At 72.9% G+C, this 15,124-nt stretch carries 13 protein-coding genes; 5 read left to right on the top strand and 8 right to left on the bottom strand.

The genetic code is table 11. The features are described from left to right. Positions 1-117: 117 nt before the first annotated feature. The 3 genes from AB0M76_RS24275 to AB0M76_RS24265 form a co-directional block, all read right to left on the bottom strand. Positions 118-1,608, bottom strand: a complete 1,491-nt coding sequence (locus tag AB0M76_RS24275) for a serine hydrolase (RefSeq protein WP_365954858.1) — start codon at positions 1,606-1,608, stop codon at positions 118-120. 230 nt (positions 1,609-1,838) lie between these two features. Beyond that, positions 1,839-2,672: a siderophore-interacting protein gene (locus AB0M76_RS24270; protein WP_365954841.1), complete on the bottom strand. Its 834-nt coding sequence runs from the start codon at positions 2,670-2,672 to the stop codon at positions 1,839-1,841. A gap of 49 nt (positions 2,673-2,721) precedes the next feature. Next, positions 2,722-3,627 (bottom strand): 5'-3' exonuclease, encoded by a 906-nt coding sequence (locus AB0M76_RS24265; RefSeq protein WP_365954857.1) that lies wholly within the window; start codon positions 3,625-3,627, stop codon positions 2,722-2,724. A 258-nt stretch (positions 3,628-3,885) separates the two neighbouring features. Between AB0M76_RS24265 and AB0M76_RS24260 the strand changes: the two genes are divergently transcribed. After that, on the top strand, positions 3,886-4,497 hold the full coding sequence (locus AB0M76_RS24260; RefSeq protein WP_051832331.1) for an XRE family transcriptional regulator: 612 nt from the start codon (positions 3,886-3,888) through the stop codon (positions 4,495-4,497). A 5-nt stretch (positions 4,498-4,502) separates the two neighbouring features. Further along, positions 4,503-5,225, top strand: coding sequence for a helical backbone metal receptor (locus AB0M76_RS24255; protein ID WP_365954840.1), 723 nt, complete (start codon positions 4,503-4,505; stop codon positions 5,223-5,225). Here the strand turns inward: AB0M76_RS24255 and AB0M76_RS24250 are convergent. Beyond that, entirely contained in the window at positions 5,222-6,235 is a 1,014-nt protein-coding gene (locus AB0M76_RS24250; RefSeq protein WP_365954856.1) for a TDT family transporter, read from the bottom strand. The two genes, AB0M76_RS24255 and AB0M76_RS24250, sit on opposite strands and share 4 nt — an antisense overlap. A gap of 178 nt (positions 6,236-6,413) precedes the next feature. Between AB0M76_RS24250 and AB0M76_RS24245 the strand changes: the two genes are divergently transcribed. Both AB0M76_RS24245 and AB0M76_RS24240 read left to right on the top strand, forming a co-directional pair. Continuing rightward, positions 6,414-7,352, top strand: a complete 939-nt coding sequence (locus AB0M76_RS24245; protein WP_365954839.1) for a LysR family transcriptional regulator — start codon at positions 6,414-6,416, stop codon at positions 7,350-7,352. Positions 7,353-7,806: 454 nt separating this feature from the next. Continuing rightward, positions 7,807-9,015 (top strand): amino acid deaminase/aldolase, encoded by a 1,209-nt coding sequence (locus AB0M76_RS24240; RefSeq protein ID WP_365954838.1) that lies wholly within the window; start codon positions 7,807-7,809, stop codon positions 9,013-9,015. 94 nt (positions 9,016-9,109) lie between these two features. Here AB0M76_RS24240 and AB0M76_RS24235 read toward each other — a convergent pair whose 3' ends face one another. From AB0M76_RS24235 to AB0M76_RS24220, 4 genes are all read right to left on the bottom strand, one after another. Then, positions 9,110-10,414 carry a haloacid dehalogenase-like hydrolase gene (locus AB0M76_RS24235; protein WP_365954837.1) on the bottom strand — a complete coding sequence of 435 codons (1,305 nt, stop codon included), beginning with the start codon at positions 10,412-10,414 and terminating at the stop codon, positions 9,110-9,112. A gap of 143 nt (positions 10,415-10,557) precedes the next feature. Then, complete coding sequence (locus AB0M76_RS24230) at positions 10,558-11,349, bottom strand: 3-oxoacyl-ACP reductase (protein ID WP_365954836.1); 792 nt, start codon at positions 11,347-11,349, stop codon at positions 10,558-10,560. 7 nt (positions 11,350-11,356) lie between these two features. Further along, positions 11,357-12,724 (bottom strand): aldehyde dehydrogenase family protein, encoded by a 1,368-nt coding sequence (locus AB0M76_RS24225; protein WP_365954854.1) that lies wholly within the window; start codon positions 12,722-12,724, stop codon positions 11,357-11,359. 112 nt (positions 12,725-12,836) lie between these two features. Further along, the gene (locus tag AB0M76_RS24220; protein WP_365954835.1) at positions 12,837-14,201 is read right to left on the bottom strand and encodes a glutamine synthetase family protein; all 1,365 of its coding nucleotides are present in this window, start codon (positions 14,199-14,201) and stop codon (positions 12,837-12,839) included. 86 nt (positions 14,202-14,287) lie between these two features. Between AB0M76_RS24220 and AB0M76_RS24215 the strand changes: the two genes are divergently transcribed. Beyond that, positions 14,288-15,025: an FCD domain-containing protein gene (locus AB0M76_RS24215; protein WP_365954853.1), complete on the top strand. Its 738-nt coding sequence runs from the start codon at positions 14,288-14,290 to the stop codon at positions 15,023-15,025. The last annotated feature ends 99 nt before the right edge of the window (positions 15,026-15,124 follow it).

The following is a 15,124-nucleotide window of genomic DNA, read 5'->3' as shown; positions in this document are numbered from 1 at the left end:
TCGGCGTGCCGGCCGCAAGCGCTCGTACTGGACGTACGTGAGCTTTCGGCCGGCGTGGCGAGAGTGCGTGCCGGGCGTCGCGACGGGGCGAACGTCGCCTGACGCGGCACCAGGTGGCTACTGCTTGGTGAAGGTGCCCAGGTGGGTGGCGTCCAGGTACTCGATGCGGACCGTGCCGTCCTTGAAGATCACCCCGGTGCGGCCGACCGCGTTCTCGCCGGCGGTCACGTAGCTGAAGGTGTCGCCGTCGTAGTGGGTGAGCGGGAAGCGCATCGGCTTGGGCCCCAGCGACAGGGTGAGGCCGCCGCCCTCGTTCGCCGTCACGGTCAGCTTCCCGTAGTACGGGCTGACGTAGGTGCCGGTGTACGCGCTGTCGGCGCGGGCCGCCTTCGCGCCCGCGGGCGGGTGCGCGTAGTCGGTGGCGGAGGGGCCGGGGCCGAGTTGCTGGGCGTACAGCTCGGCGAAGAGGGGCAGCCAGTCGGTGGTCGGCGCGCCGTGCTCGGCGGTGTCGAAAAAGTCCATCGCGATGGCGTCGGCCACGCCGACCGGGGCGCCGTTGGTGAGGACGACGATGCCGAGCTTCTCCAGCGGGAGCAGCGTGACGTTGGTGTTGGCGCCGAGTTCGAAGCCGCCGGAGTGGCTCAGGCGCAGCCGGCCCGCGTCGTCGTACGAGACGTTCCAGCCGAGCCCGTAAAAGCCGGTGTGGTCCAGGGGCGGGGTCGGCGCCTGCGACACGATGTGCGGCAGGCGCGTGGCCGCCAGGGTGTCGGCGGGAATGATCCGCTTCCCGTCGAGGGTGCCGCCGGCGAGCTGGAGGCGCAGCCAGCGGGCCATGTCGGTGGCGGTGGAGCTCACGCCGCCGGCCGGTGCCTGGGCGTCGGGGTCGCGCACGAAGCGGGGCGACCAGGTCCCGTCCGGGTTCTTGACGTGCGTGGCCGCGTGGTCGGGGGCATTGATGAAGGCCGAGAACTCGGTGCTGGTGTGCGTCATCCCGGCGGGCTTGAACAGGGTGTCCTGGCTGAGCTTCTCCCAGGTCGTGCCCTTCTGCCGGGCGACGGCCTCGGCGGCGGCGGTGAGGCCGAAGTTGGTGTAGTTGTAGCTCGCGCGGAAGGGGGTGAGAGGCTCCAGGCGGAGGTGGTCGAGGATGTACGCCTGGTCGTAGCCGAGGTCTTCGAGGAGGTCCCCGGCGTGGTCGGGGAGGCCGCTGCGGTGCGAGAAGAGGTCGGCGGTGGTGACGTGGCCGGTGACCCAGGGGTCCTTCAGCGCGAAGCCGGGGAGTTCGGTGCGGACGTTCCAGTCGGCGGGGTCCTTGAGGGCGCCGGCCACCACCGTGGAGGAAATCGGTTTGGAGACGGACGCGACCTGGAAGACGGTGTCGGGGCCGATGGCGCCGGGGGCGTCGGTGCGGCGGACGCCGAAGCCCTTGAGGTAGACGACCTGGTCGTCGTGGACGACGGCGACGGCGGCCCCGGGGACCCCGGTGCTGTGCATGGCGTCGGTGACGAACCCGGGCAGGCGCGCGAGCGCCTTGTCCACTTCCGCGTCGGTGATCTGCGGCTTGGGCGCGGGCGGCGGGCTGGGCGCGGCGTGCGCGCCGGCTACCGCCATTGCCGTGAGCACGGTGGCGGCTCCGGCTGCGCCGAACATGCGGAGCGTACGCATGCCCACATTCTCACGCCGAACGGGTGACCCCGCCGCTCGGAGCGGCGGGAGAGCAGCCCGGCGGATCGGGAACCGCGGGGGGACGGGCCCCGGCCGTGTCGGCGGGGCCGGGTACCCGCGGGGTGTACCCCGGGGACGGGGCGGGGGGCGGTGCCCGGGCCGGGCCCGCGGTGCGGTTACGCCGCGGATTCCTGTTCGGCCAGGACCCGGGCGTTCCAGTCGCCCTTGATCGCGCGCCAGCCCTCGTCCGTCTCGCCGAGCCGCCAGTAGCCGGAGATCGACAGGCGTTCCTTCGGGATGCCCCGTTCCAGGCGGAGGTGGCGGCGCAGGTCCTTCACGAAGCCCGCCTCACCGTGGACGAAGGCGTGGACGTCGCGGGAGGGGAACTCGAGGGCCCTGACCGCCTTGACCAGGGTCTCGCCGATCGGGCGGGTGCCGCGGTGCAGCCAGACCGGGACGATGCCGTCGGGGGTGGCGATCTTCTGCTCGTCCTCGGGGCTCTCGACCTCCACCAACGCGTGCACCCGCGCACCCACCGGCATCCGGTCCATGGCGGCCCCGATCGCCGGCAGTGCGCTCTCGTCGCCCACCAGCAGGTGCCAGTCGGCCGTCGGGTCCGGCGCGTAGGCGCCGCCCGGGCCGAGGAAACGGACCAGTTCGCCCGGCTGGGCGCGCGCGGCCCAGGGGCCGGCCAGGCCCTCGTCGCCGTGGACGACGAAGTCGAGCGTCAGCTCCAGGTGTGCCGGGTCCCACGACCGGACCGTGTACGCGCGCTGGCGGGGCCACGCCTCACGCGCGTACTCCGCGCGGATCCGGTCCAGGTCCCACGGCGACGGGTAGGTGACCCCCTCGGGCGCGAACAGCAGCTTGATGTAATGGTCAGTGAACTCGCCCGCACTGAATCGGACCAGTCCGGCACCACCCAGCACCACGCGCACCATGTGCGGCGTCAGCCGCTCTGTACGCACGACGACTGCGGTGCCGATCTTGCGGGCGCGTCCTTCTGCCACGGCGTATCCCCTTGCTCCCCTGAAACTTAGGATTACCTAAGTTATCACCTCAAGGATGGAGCGCGCTGCTGAGACGCGACACCGCCCCGCCAAGACCCCACCGGCGCGCCAGCGCATCGACGAGTTCCGGCTGCGCGGGCACCGCCGGCAGAGCGGGGTCGAACGCAGGAAGGGGGACGTCCGAGGCCACCTGGACCACCTTCGGAGCGACCGCCAGATAGGGCCGGGACTCGTCCAGCCGCTTGCGCTGGGCGGGGGTCAGCTTCGACTTCGGGTCGTCGATCGCCGCGATGATCCCGGCCAGCGTGCCGTACGCGTCCAGCAGCTTCGCCGCCGTCTTCTCGCCGATCCCCGGCACCCCGGGCAGCCCGTCGCTCGGGTCCCCGCGCAGCAGGGCGAGGTCCGCGTAGCCGGGGCCGTCCACCCCGTACTTCTCGCGCAGCCAGGCCTCGTCCGTCATCTGCAGCGTGCCGACCCCCTTGAGCGGGTACAGCACGCGGCGCTGCCGGGCGTCGTCCACCAGCTGGTACAGGTCCCGGTCGCCGGTGACGATGTCCACCGGGCCGGTGGCGCGCGCGGTCAGCGTGCCGATCACGTCGTCGGCCTCGTACCCGGCGACCCCCACCCGGGCGATCCCGAACGCGTCCAGCGCCGCCTCGATGATCGGCACCTGCGGGGCCAGGGTGTCCGGGGTCTCCTCCACGTCCGGTCCGGACCCGGTCTCCTCCGCGACCCGGTGGGCCTTGTAGGAGGGGATCAGCTCCACCCGCCAGTGCGGGCGCCAGTCGGCGTCCATGCACGCCACGAGGTCGTCGGGGCGGTGGTCCTGGACCAGGCGCCCGATGAAGTCGAGCAGCCCGCGCACCGCGTTGACGGGGGTGCCGTCCGGGGCCTTCACGGAGTCCGGCACGCCGAAGTACGCGCGGTAGTAGAGGGAGGCGGTGTCCAGCAGCATCAGGCGTCGAGTCGTCGTCACGGTGACGATGATGCCGCAACCCTCACGTGCGCCCGCGGCGGACGGTTACGGCCGGGGGCACGGAAAGTGGCCGCAAGAGCGATCGGACATGGCACGGGAGTTTCACCCGGGGCGTACCCTGGTCGGCTCTTGCACGCGAAACCGGAGGCGGTTGCTGCGTAAGGTGCTTACAGCACACGATGTGAGACGGACGCCGACGTACGCCGACGGACCAGACAAGGGGAGGGCAGCCCCGCCATGGACGACAGGGACGGCTCGGACGACAAGGAACGGGACAAGGACGCCAAGGAACCGCTCCGGGTGGGTGTGGCCGTGCGCAAGCGGCGCCGGGCGCTGCACCTCACCCTGGCCGCCGTATCGGCGCGCAGCGGGCTGTCGGTGCCCTTCCTGAGCCAGATAGAGAACGAACGGGCCCGGCCCAGCATGCGGTCCCTCGAGCGGGTCGCGGACGCGCTGGAGACCACGGCCGTGGAGCTGCTGGCCGCGTCCGACACCGCGCGCACGGTCGACCTCGTACGGGCCGGCGACGAATCCGGGCTCACACCGGTCCCGGGCGTGCGCCCCCTCGTACGCGGACACCACCAGCTGCACGCCCTGGAGTTCACCGGGGACCAGGACGCCGGCCGCGAGTACCAGCACCGCAACGACGAGCTGATGTACGTGGTCTCGGGCGCCTGCCAGGTGGAGGCCGAGGGGCGGGCGTACCGGCTGGAGAGCGGGGACGCGCTGTTCCTGTCCGGCGGCGTACGGCACCGCTGGCGGGCCGTTTCCGAGGACACCCGGCTCCTGGTCGTGGCGGTCGGCGAGCACATCCACGCGACCTCCGAGCCGCCCTCGCCCGGGCGCTGAGCCGGATGCGGGTCGTCTCTCTGGTGCCGTCGCTGACCGAGGCGGTCGCGGTGAGCGCTCCCGGGCTGCTCGTCGGGGTGACCGACTGGTGCACCCACCCCGCGGACCTCGGGGAGCGGGGTGCGGTGCGCATCGGGGGTACGAAGAACCCCGACGTGGAGCGGATCACGGCGCTGCGCCCGGACCTGGTGATCGCCAACGAGGAGGAGAACCGGGCCCCGGACCTGGCGGCGCTGCGGGCGGCCGGGGCGGAGGTGCTGGTCACCGAGGTACGGGACCTGCCGCAGGCGCTGACCGAGCTGGACCGGGTGCTGGTGGGGGCCTTGGGGCTGGCGAGGCCGCAGTGGCTGGACGAGGCCGAGGCCGCATGGGCGCGGGTGGAGCCGGCCGGCCCGCTCCGGGCCTTGGTACCGGTGTGGCGGCGGCCCTGGATGGTGCTCGGCCGGGACACCTTCGCGGGCGATCTGCTGGCGCGGCTGGGGGTGCGCAACATCTACGCCGGCCACCGCGAGCGGTACCCGCGGGTGCCGGTGGAGGAGCTGGCCGCCGCCGACTGCGATCTGGTGGTGCTCCCCGACGAGCCGTACCGCTTCACGCGCGAGGACGGCCCGGAAGCCTTCCCGGACCGCCCGTCCGCCCTGATCAGCGGCCGCCACCTCACCTGGTACGGCCCCTCGCTGGCCGAAGCCCCGACGACCCTGGCGGCGGCCCTGCGCGCGGCCCGCTAGCGGGGCAGCAGGGTGCCCGTGAACAGGCCTCGCAGGGTGTGGGCGGCGGCCAGGAGCCAGGCGGTCAGCAGGGCCAGGAACAGGGCGGTGGCGAGCCAGGCGAACGCGGTCAGGCCGGTGTGGCGGGCCAGTCCGGCGGCGCCGGTGACGCAGGTGCCGACGGGGAAGGTCAGCGCCCACCAGGTCATAGCGAAGCCCATTCCGTTACGGGCCGCCCGGACCAGCATCGCGGCGGCGAGGGCCAGCCACAGCAGGGCGAACCCCATCACGGGCACGCCGTAGACGACCGCGAAGGCGCCGAGCGCACCGGCGTAAGGGGCGCCGATCGACTGGGGGGCCATGTCGGCGAGCTGGTTGACCGCGGTGGTGGACTGGCCGAGGGGGCCGAGGACCAGGAACAGCGTGGGGGTCAGCAGCAGGGGCAGCGGGCCGCTCATGATCAGCCGGCCGAACACCAGGGGCAGCATCAGCAGCGTGGCGAGCAGGCTGATGCCGAACATGGCGTAGCAGGCCAGCAGCAGCGCCTCGCGGGGCTGGCCGGCGGGCAGGTGGGGTATCAGCAGGGGGCCCAGGGCGGCGGAGACCATGGGGGCGACCAGGGGCAGCAGCCACACGGGGGTGGCCTGCGCGGCCTCGACCTTGTGGCGGACCACCATCAGGTACGGGACCACCACCGCCATGAGCAGGCCGATCGCGGTGCCGGCGGTGAACAGCACGGCGTCGACGGCGACGGCGGCGGACTCACCGATCAGGTCCTTGCCGACGATGAGGGTGCCGCCGCCGACGGCCAGCAGGGCCATGGCGAGGCACCCGTAGAACGGGGCCACGGCGGGGTCCAGGAGATGGGCGCGGGCCTGGTCGCGGTGGTGGAGCCAGTGGCCGGCGCGGGCGGTGAGCACGAGGGCGAGGGCCGCGGCGGACAGCGCCCAGACGATCTGGCAGGCCACGCGCTGGCCGGGCACCTGGTACGGGAGGGTCGCGCCGGCGTTGGCGACGATCGCCGTGCCCATGACGGACGCGTACCAGTTGGGGCCGAGGTGACGGAGCGCCGGGAAGGCCTTGTGGGCCTGGGGGGTCCGTGAAGTGTGTTCGTGGGGTCGCACGAGGGTGGTGGCCATGGACCCAGCGTGGTCGCGGGGCCCGGCGGACGGCAGAGGCCATCTCTCTATGAGGTCATAAACTGACTTTATGGGTAACGAGGAGTGGGTTCCGCTGGCACACCGGGTACCGGACCTGGGGGCGCTGGAGCTGCTGCTCGCGGTGGCGCGGGTCGGCAGCCTGAGCGGCGCGGCCAGGCGCATGGGCATCACCCAGCCCGCCGCGAGCAGCCGGATCCGGGCGATGGAGACCCGGCTGGGCGTGGCGCTGGTGGACCGTTCGCCGCGGGGGTCGACCCTGACGGCGGAGGGGGCGCTCGTCACGGACTGGGCGCGGCGGGTGGTGGAGGCGGCGGAGGCGTTCGACGCCGGAGCGCAGGCGCTGCGCGGGCGGCGCGACTCGCGGCTGCGGGTGGCCGCCAGCATGACCATCGCGGAGTACCTGCTGCCGGGGTGGCTGATCGCGCTGCGGGGGCAGCGGCCGGGGACGGCGGTGTCGCTGCACGCGGGGAACTCGGCGGTGGTCGCGGAGCGGGTGCTCGCGCATGAGGCGGACCTGGGCTTCGTGGAGGGGCTGTCCGTGCCGGAGGGGCTGGACTCGGCGGTGATCGCGCAGGACCGGCTGGTGGTGGCTGTGGCCCCGGGGCATGCGTGGGCGCGGCGGACGCGGGGGGTCGAGGCGGCGGAGCTGGCGGCGACGCCGCTGATCCTGCGGGAGTGGGGGTCGGGGACCCGGCAGGTGCTGGACGCTGCGCTGGCCGGGAGCGGGGGGCTGGCGGAGCCGCTGCTGGAGCTGGCGTCGACGACGGCGGTGAAGGCGGCGGCGGTGAGCGGGGCCGGGCCGTGCGTGCTGTCGGAACTGGCGCTGGGGGACGAGCTGGCGGCGCGGCGGCTGGTCGAGGTCCCGGTGTCGGGGGCGGCGCTGGGGCGGGCACTGCGGGCGGTCTGGCCCGTCGGCGCCAGGCCGGCGGGCCCGGCCCGCGACCTCCTGTCCCTGACCCGAGCCACCCCCGCGGCCTCAGGCCGCTGACGCTTGTGGCCCCGCCCGCGCCACCACCCGGCTCCGCCGAGCCGATCCGGTGTGGCCGGCGTTCGAGGCGCGGGGCCTGGGGCGGCGCCCCGGGAAGCGCGCCCGCACGGGCCGGATGCGGAACAGTGTGCGCCGCTGTCGCCGGGGGCACTGCCCCCGGACCCCGCGCCGCGAACGCCGGCGAGGCTGGATCTGACCGGCGGCCGAGGCGCGGGTCCGGGCGGAGTCCCGGGTCTTCAGCCTCGTCGGCGTTTGAGGCGCAGGTCCGGGCAGAGGCCGGGGAACGGTGGAAGGGCGGTCAGCAGACACGCCCCGCGCAGCGGCGACCCGCACGGCCCGGACCGCGGGAGCCGGGAGTGCGCGTGCGGCCCCGCAGGCAGTGGGTGCAGGCCCCGGAGGCCACGCTGGCCGCACACCCCTACCCACCGGTAAAACCATCTGGCAGGCTGCCGCCATGAATCTTCCCGCCGGTGGAGACAGGGCCCGGTACGACCGGGCCACCGCGCATCTCGACGCGCCCCTGGCCATCGTCGATCTCGCCGCGTTCGACGCCAACGCGGACGATCTCGTCCGCCGGGCCGGCGGCAAGCCGATCCGCGTCGCCAGCAAGTCCGTCCGCTGCCGCGCGCTCCTCGAACGGGTCCTCGCCCGGCCCGGGTTCGCCGGGATCATGTCGTACACCCTCGCCGAATCGATCTGGCTGGCCCGGTCGGGGTTCGAGGACGTGCTGCTGGCCTATCCCTCCGCCGACCGTGCCGGGTTCGCCGAGCTCGCGGGCGACCCCAAGCTGGCCGCCGCCGTCACCGTCATGGTCGACGACCCCGCCCAGCTGGAGCTGATCGACGGCTCCCGGGACGGCGCCGGCACGCACGAGATCCGCGTCTGCCTCGAACTCGACACCGCGCTCCACCTGTTCGGCGGCAGGGTCCGCGTCGGCGCCCGGCGTTCGCCGCTGCGCGATCCCGCCGCGCTCGCGGACCTCGCCCGTACGGTCTCCGCCCGGCCCGGCTTCCGCGTCGTCGGGATCATGGGCTACGAGGGCCACGTCGCCGGCGTCGGCGACGCCCTCGCGGGGCGCCCGCTGCGCTCCCGCGCCATCCGGCTCATGCAGGCCACCGCCCGCAAGGAGCTCGCGGCCCGCCGCGCCGAAGCCGTACGGGCCGTCCGCGCGGTCGTCCCGGACCTGGAGTTCGTCAACGGCGGCGGCACCGGCAGTGTCCGGCAGACCGCCGCCGAGGACGCCGTCACGGAGATCGCCGCCGGCTCGGGGCTCTACGTACCGCGACTGTTCGACAACTACACGTCCTTCCGTGGCCGCCCCGCCGCGCTCTTCGCCCAGCCGGTGGTCCGCAGGCCCGGCGTCGGCGTGGTCACCGTGCTCGGCGGCGGCTACCCCGCCTCCGGCGCGGCCGGGGCGGACCGGCTCCCGGTCCCGTACCTCCCCCAGGGCCTGCGCTACGACCCGCAGGAGGGGGCCGGCGAGGTGCAGACCCCGCTGCTCGGCAGCCCGGCCGACGATCTGCTGATCGGCGACCGGGTCTGGTTCCGGCACGCGAAGGCCGGGGAACTGTGCGAGCGCTTCGACGCGTTGCACCTGATCGAGGGCGACCGGGTGACGGCCACCGTCCCGACCTATCGGGGCGAGGGCCGCACCTTCCTTTAGTGCCGCTTCAGGCGACGTTCGCCCCGTCGCGACGCCCGGCACGCCGAGAGCACGCACCGGACGCCGTTCCTTGACGGGCAAACGTCGCCTGACGCTAGCCCCCGAACACCGAGTCCGTCTGGTCGGGGATGACGCTCGTGTCGCCCCGGCGGACGGGGCCCGCCGTGCCGTCGTGGTCGACGTAGCCCGTGGTCGAGCACGGGTACGGCGCGCTCTTCTGCTTCTTCGGCTCGATGAACATCGGGTTCACGATCCACTTGCCGTCGCCGTTGTCGTACGCACGGCACATCAGCTCGTTCTTGTTCCGGTTCACGACCAGCCGCAGCGCGGTCGCGTCCCGCAGGAACGAGATGTCGGTGTCGGAGTCGCCCGCGGCGAACACCTGGCGGCGGGCGGCCGGCTGGACCTTCTCGGCAGCCGCGCCGCGGACACCGAAGATCTCCTTGTTGATCCAGCACCGCTTGCCGTCGATGTACGTGATCATCGTGTCGGCGCCGTCCTTCACCGATCCGCAGCCCTGCAGGTGCGCGGTGAACTTCCCGCCGGACGCGGTCGTGTTGCGGATGCCGATGACGTGGTCCGCGTCGACGCCGACGCCCTTGGCCCACACCTCGACGACCGGCTGCGGCGAGGCCGAGCTGATCCAGACGTCGAATCCGGCCTTCTGCAGGCCGGCTATGAGGTCCTTCTGCTGGTCGTAGTAGCGGACCCAGCCGGTGGCGGTACCGGTGCCGACCTGCTGCTTGGCGCCGACCGGCGCGGCCAGGTTCTCGGCCTGCGCGGCGGCCGCGAAGCCGCGGACCTCGCGTGCGGTCCAGCCCTGCATCAGCTGGGGCAGCCAGGCGTACGCGGGCTCGATGGTGCGGTGATCCCAGCCGGCGAAGGCGGCGGCCCCGGAGCGGGTCGCGGCGGTGCCGTAGACGGCGGCGAGTTCGTCGGCGCAGCCCGCGCCCTCGGGGGTGCCGGTGGGCAGCGGGGCGCCGGGGCGGGCGAGGGCGCCGCAGGCATCGGCGAGGGCCTGGGCGGCGGCCGGGGTGAGGTAGCGGCTGGTGGCGGTCCAGTCCCCGGCGGCCGGCCGGCGGATCTTGCCGTTCCGCAGCAGCCAGTACATGGTGGCGTCGCCGACGTCGTTCTTGACGACGGTGTTGTCCCAGTCGAAGACGGCGACCGGCTTGCTGCGGCTCGGCCGGTACGGGTTGCACTTTCCGTACTGGTCGATCAGCTGCTGGAGCCGGGCCTGGTTGTCCCCGTACCAGCCGGCCGCGAGCTGCGGGGTGGTGCAGTGGGCGCCGGGTCGGGCCGCCTGGGCGGCGGGCGCGGCGGCGACGAGGGTGCCGGCGGCGATCGCGACGGCGGCGCCGACGGCCTGGAGCCGTCGTGCGGTGCTACGTGGGGTCACTGAGGTGAACACTCCCTACTCTCCTACGAAGATCATCTCGGACGGTAGAACACGACAGCCGGGCGTCGTGCGACGCCCGGCTGTCGAGGGGATGGAGTACGGGTGAACGCTCGGGGCCTGCAAGGCCCGTCGGCGGAGCCGGCTTACAGGGGGGTGACGTACGCGCCGGAGATGCCGCCGTCGACCAGGAAGTCGGTGGCGTTGATGAACGAGGAGTCGTCGCTGGCCAGGAAGGCCACGGCGGCGGCGATCTCGGTGGGCTCGGCGAACCGGCCCAGCGGGATGTGCACGAGACGGCGGGCCGCCCGCTCCGGGTCCTTGGCGAACAGCTCCTGCAGCAGCGGGGTGTTGACCGGCCCCGGGCACAGGGCGTTGACGCGGATGCCCTCGCGGGCGAACTGCACGCCGAGCTCGCGGGACATGGCGAGCACGCCGCCCTTGGAGGCGGTGTAAGAGATCTGCGAGGTGGCGGCGCCCATGACGGCCACGAAGGACGCGGTGTTGATGATCGAGCCGCGGCCCTGGCGCTGCATGTAGGGCAGGGCGGCCTTGCAGCACAGGTACACGGAGGTGAGGTTGACGTCCTGGACGCGCTTCCAGGCCTCGAGGCCGGTGGTGAGGATCGAGTCGTCGTCCGGGGGCGAGATGCCCGCGTTGTTGAAGGCGATGTCGACGGAGCCGTAGGTGTCGAAGGCGGTCTTGAAGAGGGCCTCGACCTCCTCGGGGCTGGTGACGTCGACCTTCACGAACAGGCCGCCCACCTCCTCGGCGGCGGCCTTGCCGGCCGTCTCGTCGATGTCGGCGCAGACCACGTGGGCGCCTTCGGAGGCCAGACGGCGGGCGGTGGCGAGGCCGATGCCGCTGCCGGCTCCGGTGATGACGGCGGTACGGCCGACCAGGCGGCGGCAGACGATCTCGGTGTCAGAAGTGGTCATGATGGGCTCAGGCCTCCGTGCTGATGAAGACGTTCTTGGTCTCGGTGAATGCGGTGAGGGCGTCGGGTCCGAGCTCGCGGCCGAGTCCGGACTGCTTGTAGCCGCCGAAGGGGGTCCAGTAGCGGACGCTGCTGTGGGAGTTGACGGACAGGTTGCCCGCGGAGACGGCGCGCGAGACGCGCAGCGCGCGGCCGATGTCACGGGTCCAGAGGGAGCCGGAGAGGCCGTACTCGGTCGCGTTGGCGAGCCGCACGGCGTCCTCCTCGTCCTCGAAGGGAAGGACGACGGCGACCGGGCCGAAGACCTCCTCGGCCGCCACGGGCGCGGTGGGGGCGACGTCCGTGACGAGGGTCGGCGGGTACCAGAAGCCGGGGCCCTCGGGGGCGGTGCCGCGGATCGCGATGAGGTCGTCGGTGACGTACGACCGTACGCGGTCCAGCTGCACGCGGGAGATCAGCGGCCCCATCTGGGTCTTCTCGTCGGCGGGGTCGCCGACGCGAACGCCCTCGATGCCGGGGGCGAGCAGCTCCAGGAACCGGTCGTAGGCGGAGCGCTGGACGAGGATCCGGGTGCGGGCGCAGCAGTCCTGGCCGGTGTTGTCGAGGAAGGCCATCGGCGCCGCGGCGGCGGCCGCCTCCAGGTCCGCGTCGGCGAAGACGATGTTGGGGCTCTTGCCGCCGAGTTCCAGGGTGACCCGCTTCACCCGCTCGGCGCACTTGGCCATGATCTGCTTGCCGACCGGCGTGGATCCCGTGAAGACGATCTTCGCAACGCCCGGGTGCTCGACGAGTGCGTCTCCGGTGACCGTCCCGTGGCCGGGGAGCACCTGGAAGAGGTGTTCGGGGATCCCGGCTTCGAGGGCGAGTTCGGCGAGGCGCAGCGCGGTGAGCGGGGTGGTCTCGGCGGGCTTGAGGAGGACGGCGTTGCCGGCGGCCAGGGCCGGGGCCAGGCCCCAGGCGGCGATCGGCATGGGGAAGTTCCACGGGGCGATCACGCCGATGACGCCGAGGGGTTCGAGGAAGGTGACGTCGATGCCGCCGGCGACGGGGATCTGGCGGCCGGAGAGCCGCTCCACTCCGCCGGCGGCGAATTCGAGCAGGTCACGGACGTTGCCGGCTTCCCAGCGGGCGTTGCCGATGGTGTGCCCGGCCTCGCGGACCTCCAGCTGGGCCAGTTCCTCGATGTGCCCGTCGACGACCGCGGCGAAGCGGCGAAGCAGCCGGGCCCGGTCGGCGGGGGCGGCCGCCGCCCAGCCGCGCTGGGCCGCGGCGGCCCGCGCGACGGCGGTGTCGACATCGTCCCGTGTGGCGGCCGGGACGGTGGCGACGATTTCCTCGGTGGCCGGATTCAACACTTTCAAATGGTCGGGGGCCAGCACATCGGACACGTGGTGCCTCACAGACTCTCGGTTCGGTGGCGTGCGCAGCGCGCGGTGGCATGCGGGCGCGCGGTGGCATGCGGGGCGCGCGGCGTGCCGGGCGGGGTGGCTACAGGCGCTCGAAGGAGCGGCGCAGTTCCCAGTCGGTGACCGCGGAGTCGTACGCGTCCAGTTCGACGCGCGCCATGTTGCGGTAGTGGGCAACCACCTCGGGCCCGAAGGCGGCCTTGGCGATCTCGCTGTTCTCCCAGAGCTCCGCGGCCTCGCGCAGGGTGGTGGGAACGTGTGCGAACTCCGCGGTGTACGCGTTGCCCGCGCAGGCCTCCGGCAGCTCGAGGCGGTTCTCGACGCCGTAGAGCCCGGCCGCGACCAGGCCGGCGACGGCGAGGTACGGGTTGACGTCCCCGCCGGGCAGGCGGTTCTCGAAGCGCATCGAGCGGCCGTGGCCGACGACTCGGAGCGCGCAGGTCCGGTTGTCCACGCCCCAGGCGACGGCGGTCGGCGCGAAGGATCCCGGCCGGAAACGCTTGTACGAATTGATGTTCGGGGCGTAGAGAAGGGAGAAGTCGCGCAGCGCGGCCAGCTGTCCGGCCAGGAAGTGCCGCATCACCGGTGACATTCCGCCCGGGCCGTCACCGGCCATCGCGTTGTGCCCGTCGGCATCGCCCAGCGAGAGGTGGATATGACAGGAGTTGCCCTCGCGCTCGTCGAACTTGGCCATGAAGGTGAGCGAGACGCCTTCCTGGGAGGCGATCTCCTTCGCCCCGGTCTTGTAGACGGCGTGCTGGTCGCAGGTGGTCAGCGCCTCGTCGTAGCGGAAGGCGATCTCGTGCTGGCCGAGGTTGCACTCGCCCTTCGCGGACTCGACGATCAGGCCCGCGGCCTGCATCTCGTTGCGGATCCGGCGCAGCAGGGGCTCGATGCGGCCGGTCCCGAGGACGGAGTAGTCGATGTTGTACTGGTTGGCGGGGGTCAGGCCGCGGTAATCGGCGTTCCAGGCCTGCTCGTAGGTGTCCTGGAAGACCATGAACTCCAGCTCGGTGCCGACCATGGCCGTGTACCCGTGCTCGGCGAGGCGCTCGAGCTGGCGGCGCAGGATCTGCCGGGGCGCGGCGACCACGGGCGAGCCGTCGTTCCAGGCGAGGTCGGCGAGGAGGAAGGCGCTGCCCGGGTTCCATGGGATCCGGCGCAGGGTCGCGAGGTCGGGGTGCATGGCGAAGTCGCCGTAGCCCCGGTCCCAGGAAGACATCTCGTATCCGTCGACGGTGTTCATGTCCGTGTCGACGGCGAGGAGGTAGTTGCAGCCCTCGGTGCCGTGCGCGAGGACCTCGTCGAGGAAGAACTGTGCGGCGAACCGCTTGCCCTGGAGCCGCCCCTGCATGTCGGGGAAGGCCAGGACCACGGTGTCGATCTCGCCGCTGGCCACGAGAGCGCGGAGCTCCTCGGGCGCGAGCGGCTGCTTGCGGTCTACCACTGGAATCTCTCCTTCGGTGAGCCGAGGAGGCCTAAGGTATTGAATAGAACCATTGCTTGGGAAGGGGAGGAGCCGAGATGACCGACATGGCGAGCGAAGGCGGCGCGATCGCGCGGCTGAATCCGGTGCTGCGACAGGTGCGGGCGGGCAACGGTTTCGAGGAGGCGCTGGAGCAGATCCTCCAGGTGGTCCGGCTGGGGCTGGTGCCGGGCGGGGAGCGGCTGCCGCCCGAGCGGGAGCTGGCGGAGCGGATGGGGATCAGCCGGGTCACCCTGCGCGAGGTGCTGAAGGTGCTCCAGGACCAGGGCCTGGTGGAGGCCCGGCGCGGGCGGTACGGCGGAACGTTCGTGCTCCCCCGCCCCGACACCCCCGTCGGCGGCACCGAGGACGAGCTGCGCCGGCGCGTGGTGGGCGTGGACATCGAGGACGTCCTGCGGTTCCGCGAGGTCCTGGAGGTGGGCGCGGCCGGGCTGTGCGCCTCCCAGGGGCTGACCGAGGAGGGCGCCGAGCGGCTGCTCGGCGCGCTGACCGCCACCCATGACGCACCGCTGCCCGACTACCGCCGCCAGGACACCCTCTTCCACCTGACCCTGTGCGAGCTCGCCGGATCCGCCACCCTCACGGCCCAGTACGCGGCCGTCCGGGCCACCGTGAACGACCTGCTGGACTGCATCCCGCTGCTGGTGCGCAACCTGGAGCACTCGCAGCAGCAGCACTCCGCGCTCGTCGAGGCGGTGCTGGAGCGGAACGCGGACGCGGCGCGCGAGGTGATGCGCGAGCACTGCTGCGGAACGGCGGCGCTGCTGCGGGGGTTTCTGGCCTAGGGGGAGCTGGTGCGGGGGCGGCTCGAGAGCTTTTCGTAACCCTTGTTTAACGCAGGGGTCTTGCGCTCTCCACTCCGCTACGGCAAAGGTACGCCCCAC

It is taken from the genome of Streptomyces sp. NPDC051364 (assembly GCF_040682115.1).
In the GTDB taxonomy this organism is placed as follows: Bacteria; Actinomycetota; Actinomycetes; order Streptomycetales; family Streptomycetaceae; genus Streptomyces.
The sequence above is the reverse complement of the archived record's forward strand: the minus strand, read 5'-3'. Positions and strand labels throughout refer to the sequence as shown.

Coding starts and splice junctions, on each gene's coding strand:
- AB0M76_RS24275 (WP_365954858.1), bottom strand. CDS start 1,608: ATGGCGGTAGCCGGCGCGCACGCCGCGCCCAGCCCGCCGCCCGCGCCC.
- AB0M76_RS24265 (WP_365954857.1), bottom strand. CDS start 3,627: ATGCTGCTGGACACCGCCTCCCTCTACTACCGCGCGTACTTCGGCGTG.
- AB0M76_RS24260 (WP_051832331.1), top strand. CDS start 3,886: ATGGACGACAGGGACGGCTCGGACGACAAGGAACGGGACAAGGACGCC.
- AB0M76_RS24255 (WP_365954840.1), top strand. CDS start 4,503: ATGCGGGTCGTCTCTCTGGTGCCGTCGCTGACCGAGGCGGTCGCGGTG.
- AB0M76_RS24250 (WP_365954856.1), bottom strand. CDS start 6,235: ATGGGCACGGCGATCGTCGCCAACGCCGGCGCGACCCTCCCGTACCAG.
- AB0M76_RS24245 (WP_365954839.1), top strand. CDS start 6,414: ATGGGTAACGAGGAGTGGGTTCCGCTGGCACACCGGGTACCGGACCTG.
- AB0M76_RS24240 (WP_365954838.1), top strand. CDS start 7,807: ATGAATCTTCCCGCCGGTGGAGACAGGGCCCGGTACGACCGGGCCACC.
- AB0M76_RS24230 (WP_365954836.1), bottom strand. CDS start 11,349: ATGACCACTTCTGACACCGAGATCGTCTGCCGCCGCCTGGTCGGCCGT.
- AB0M76_RS24215 (WP_365954853.1), top strand. CDS start 14,288: ATGGCGAGCGAAGGCGGCGCGATCGCGCGGCTGAATCCGGTGCTGCGA.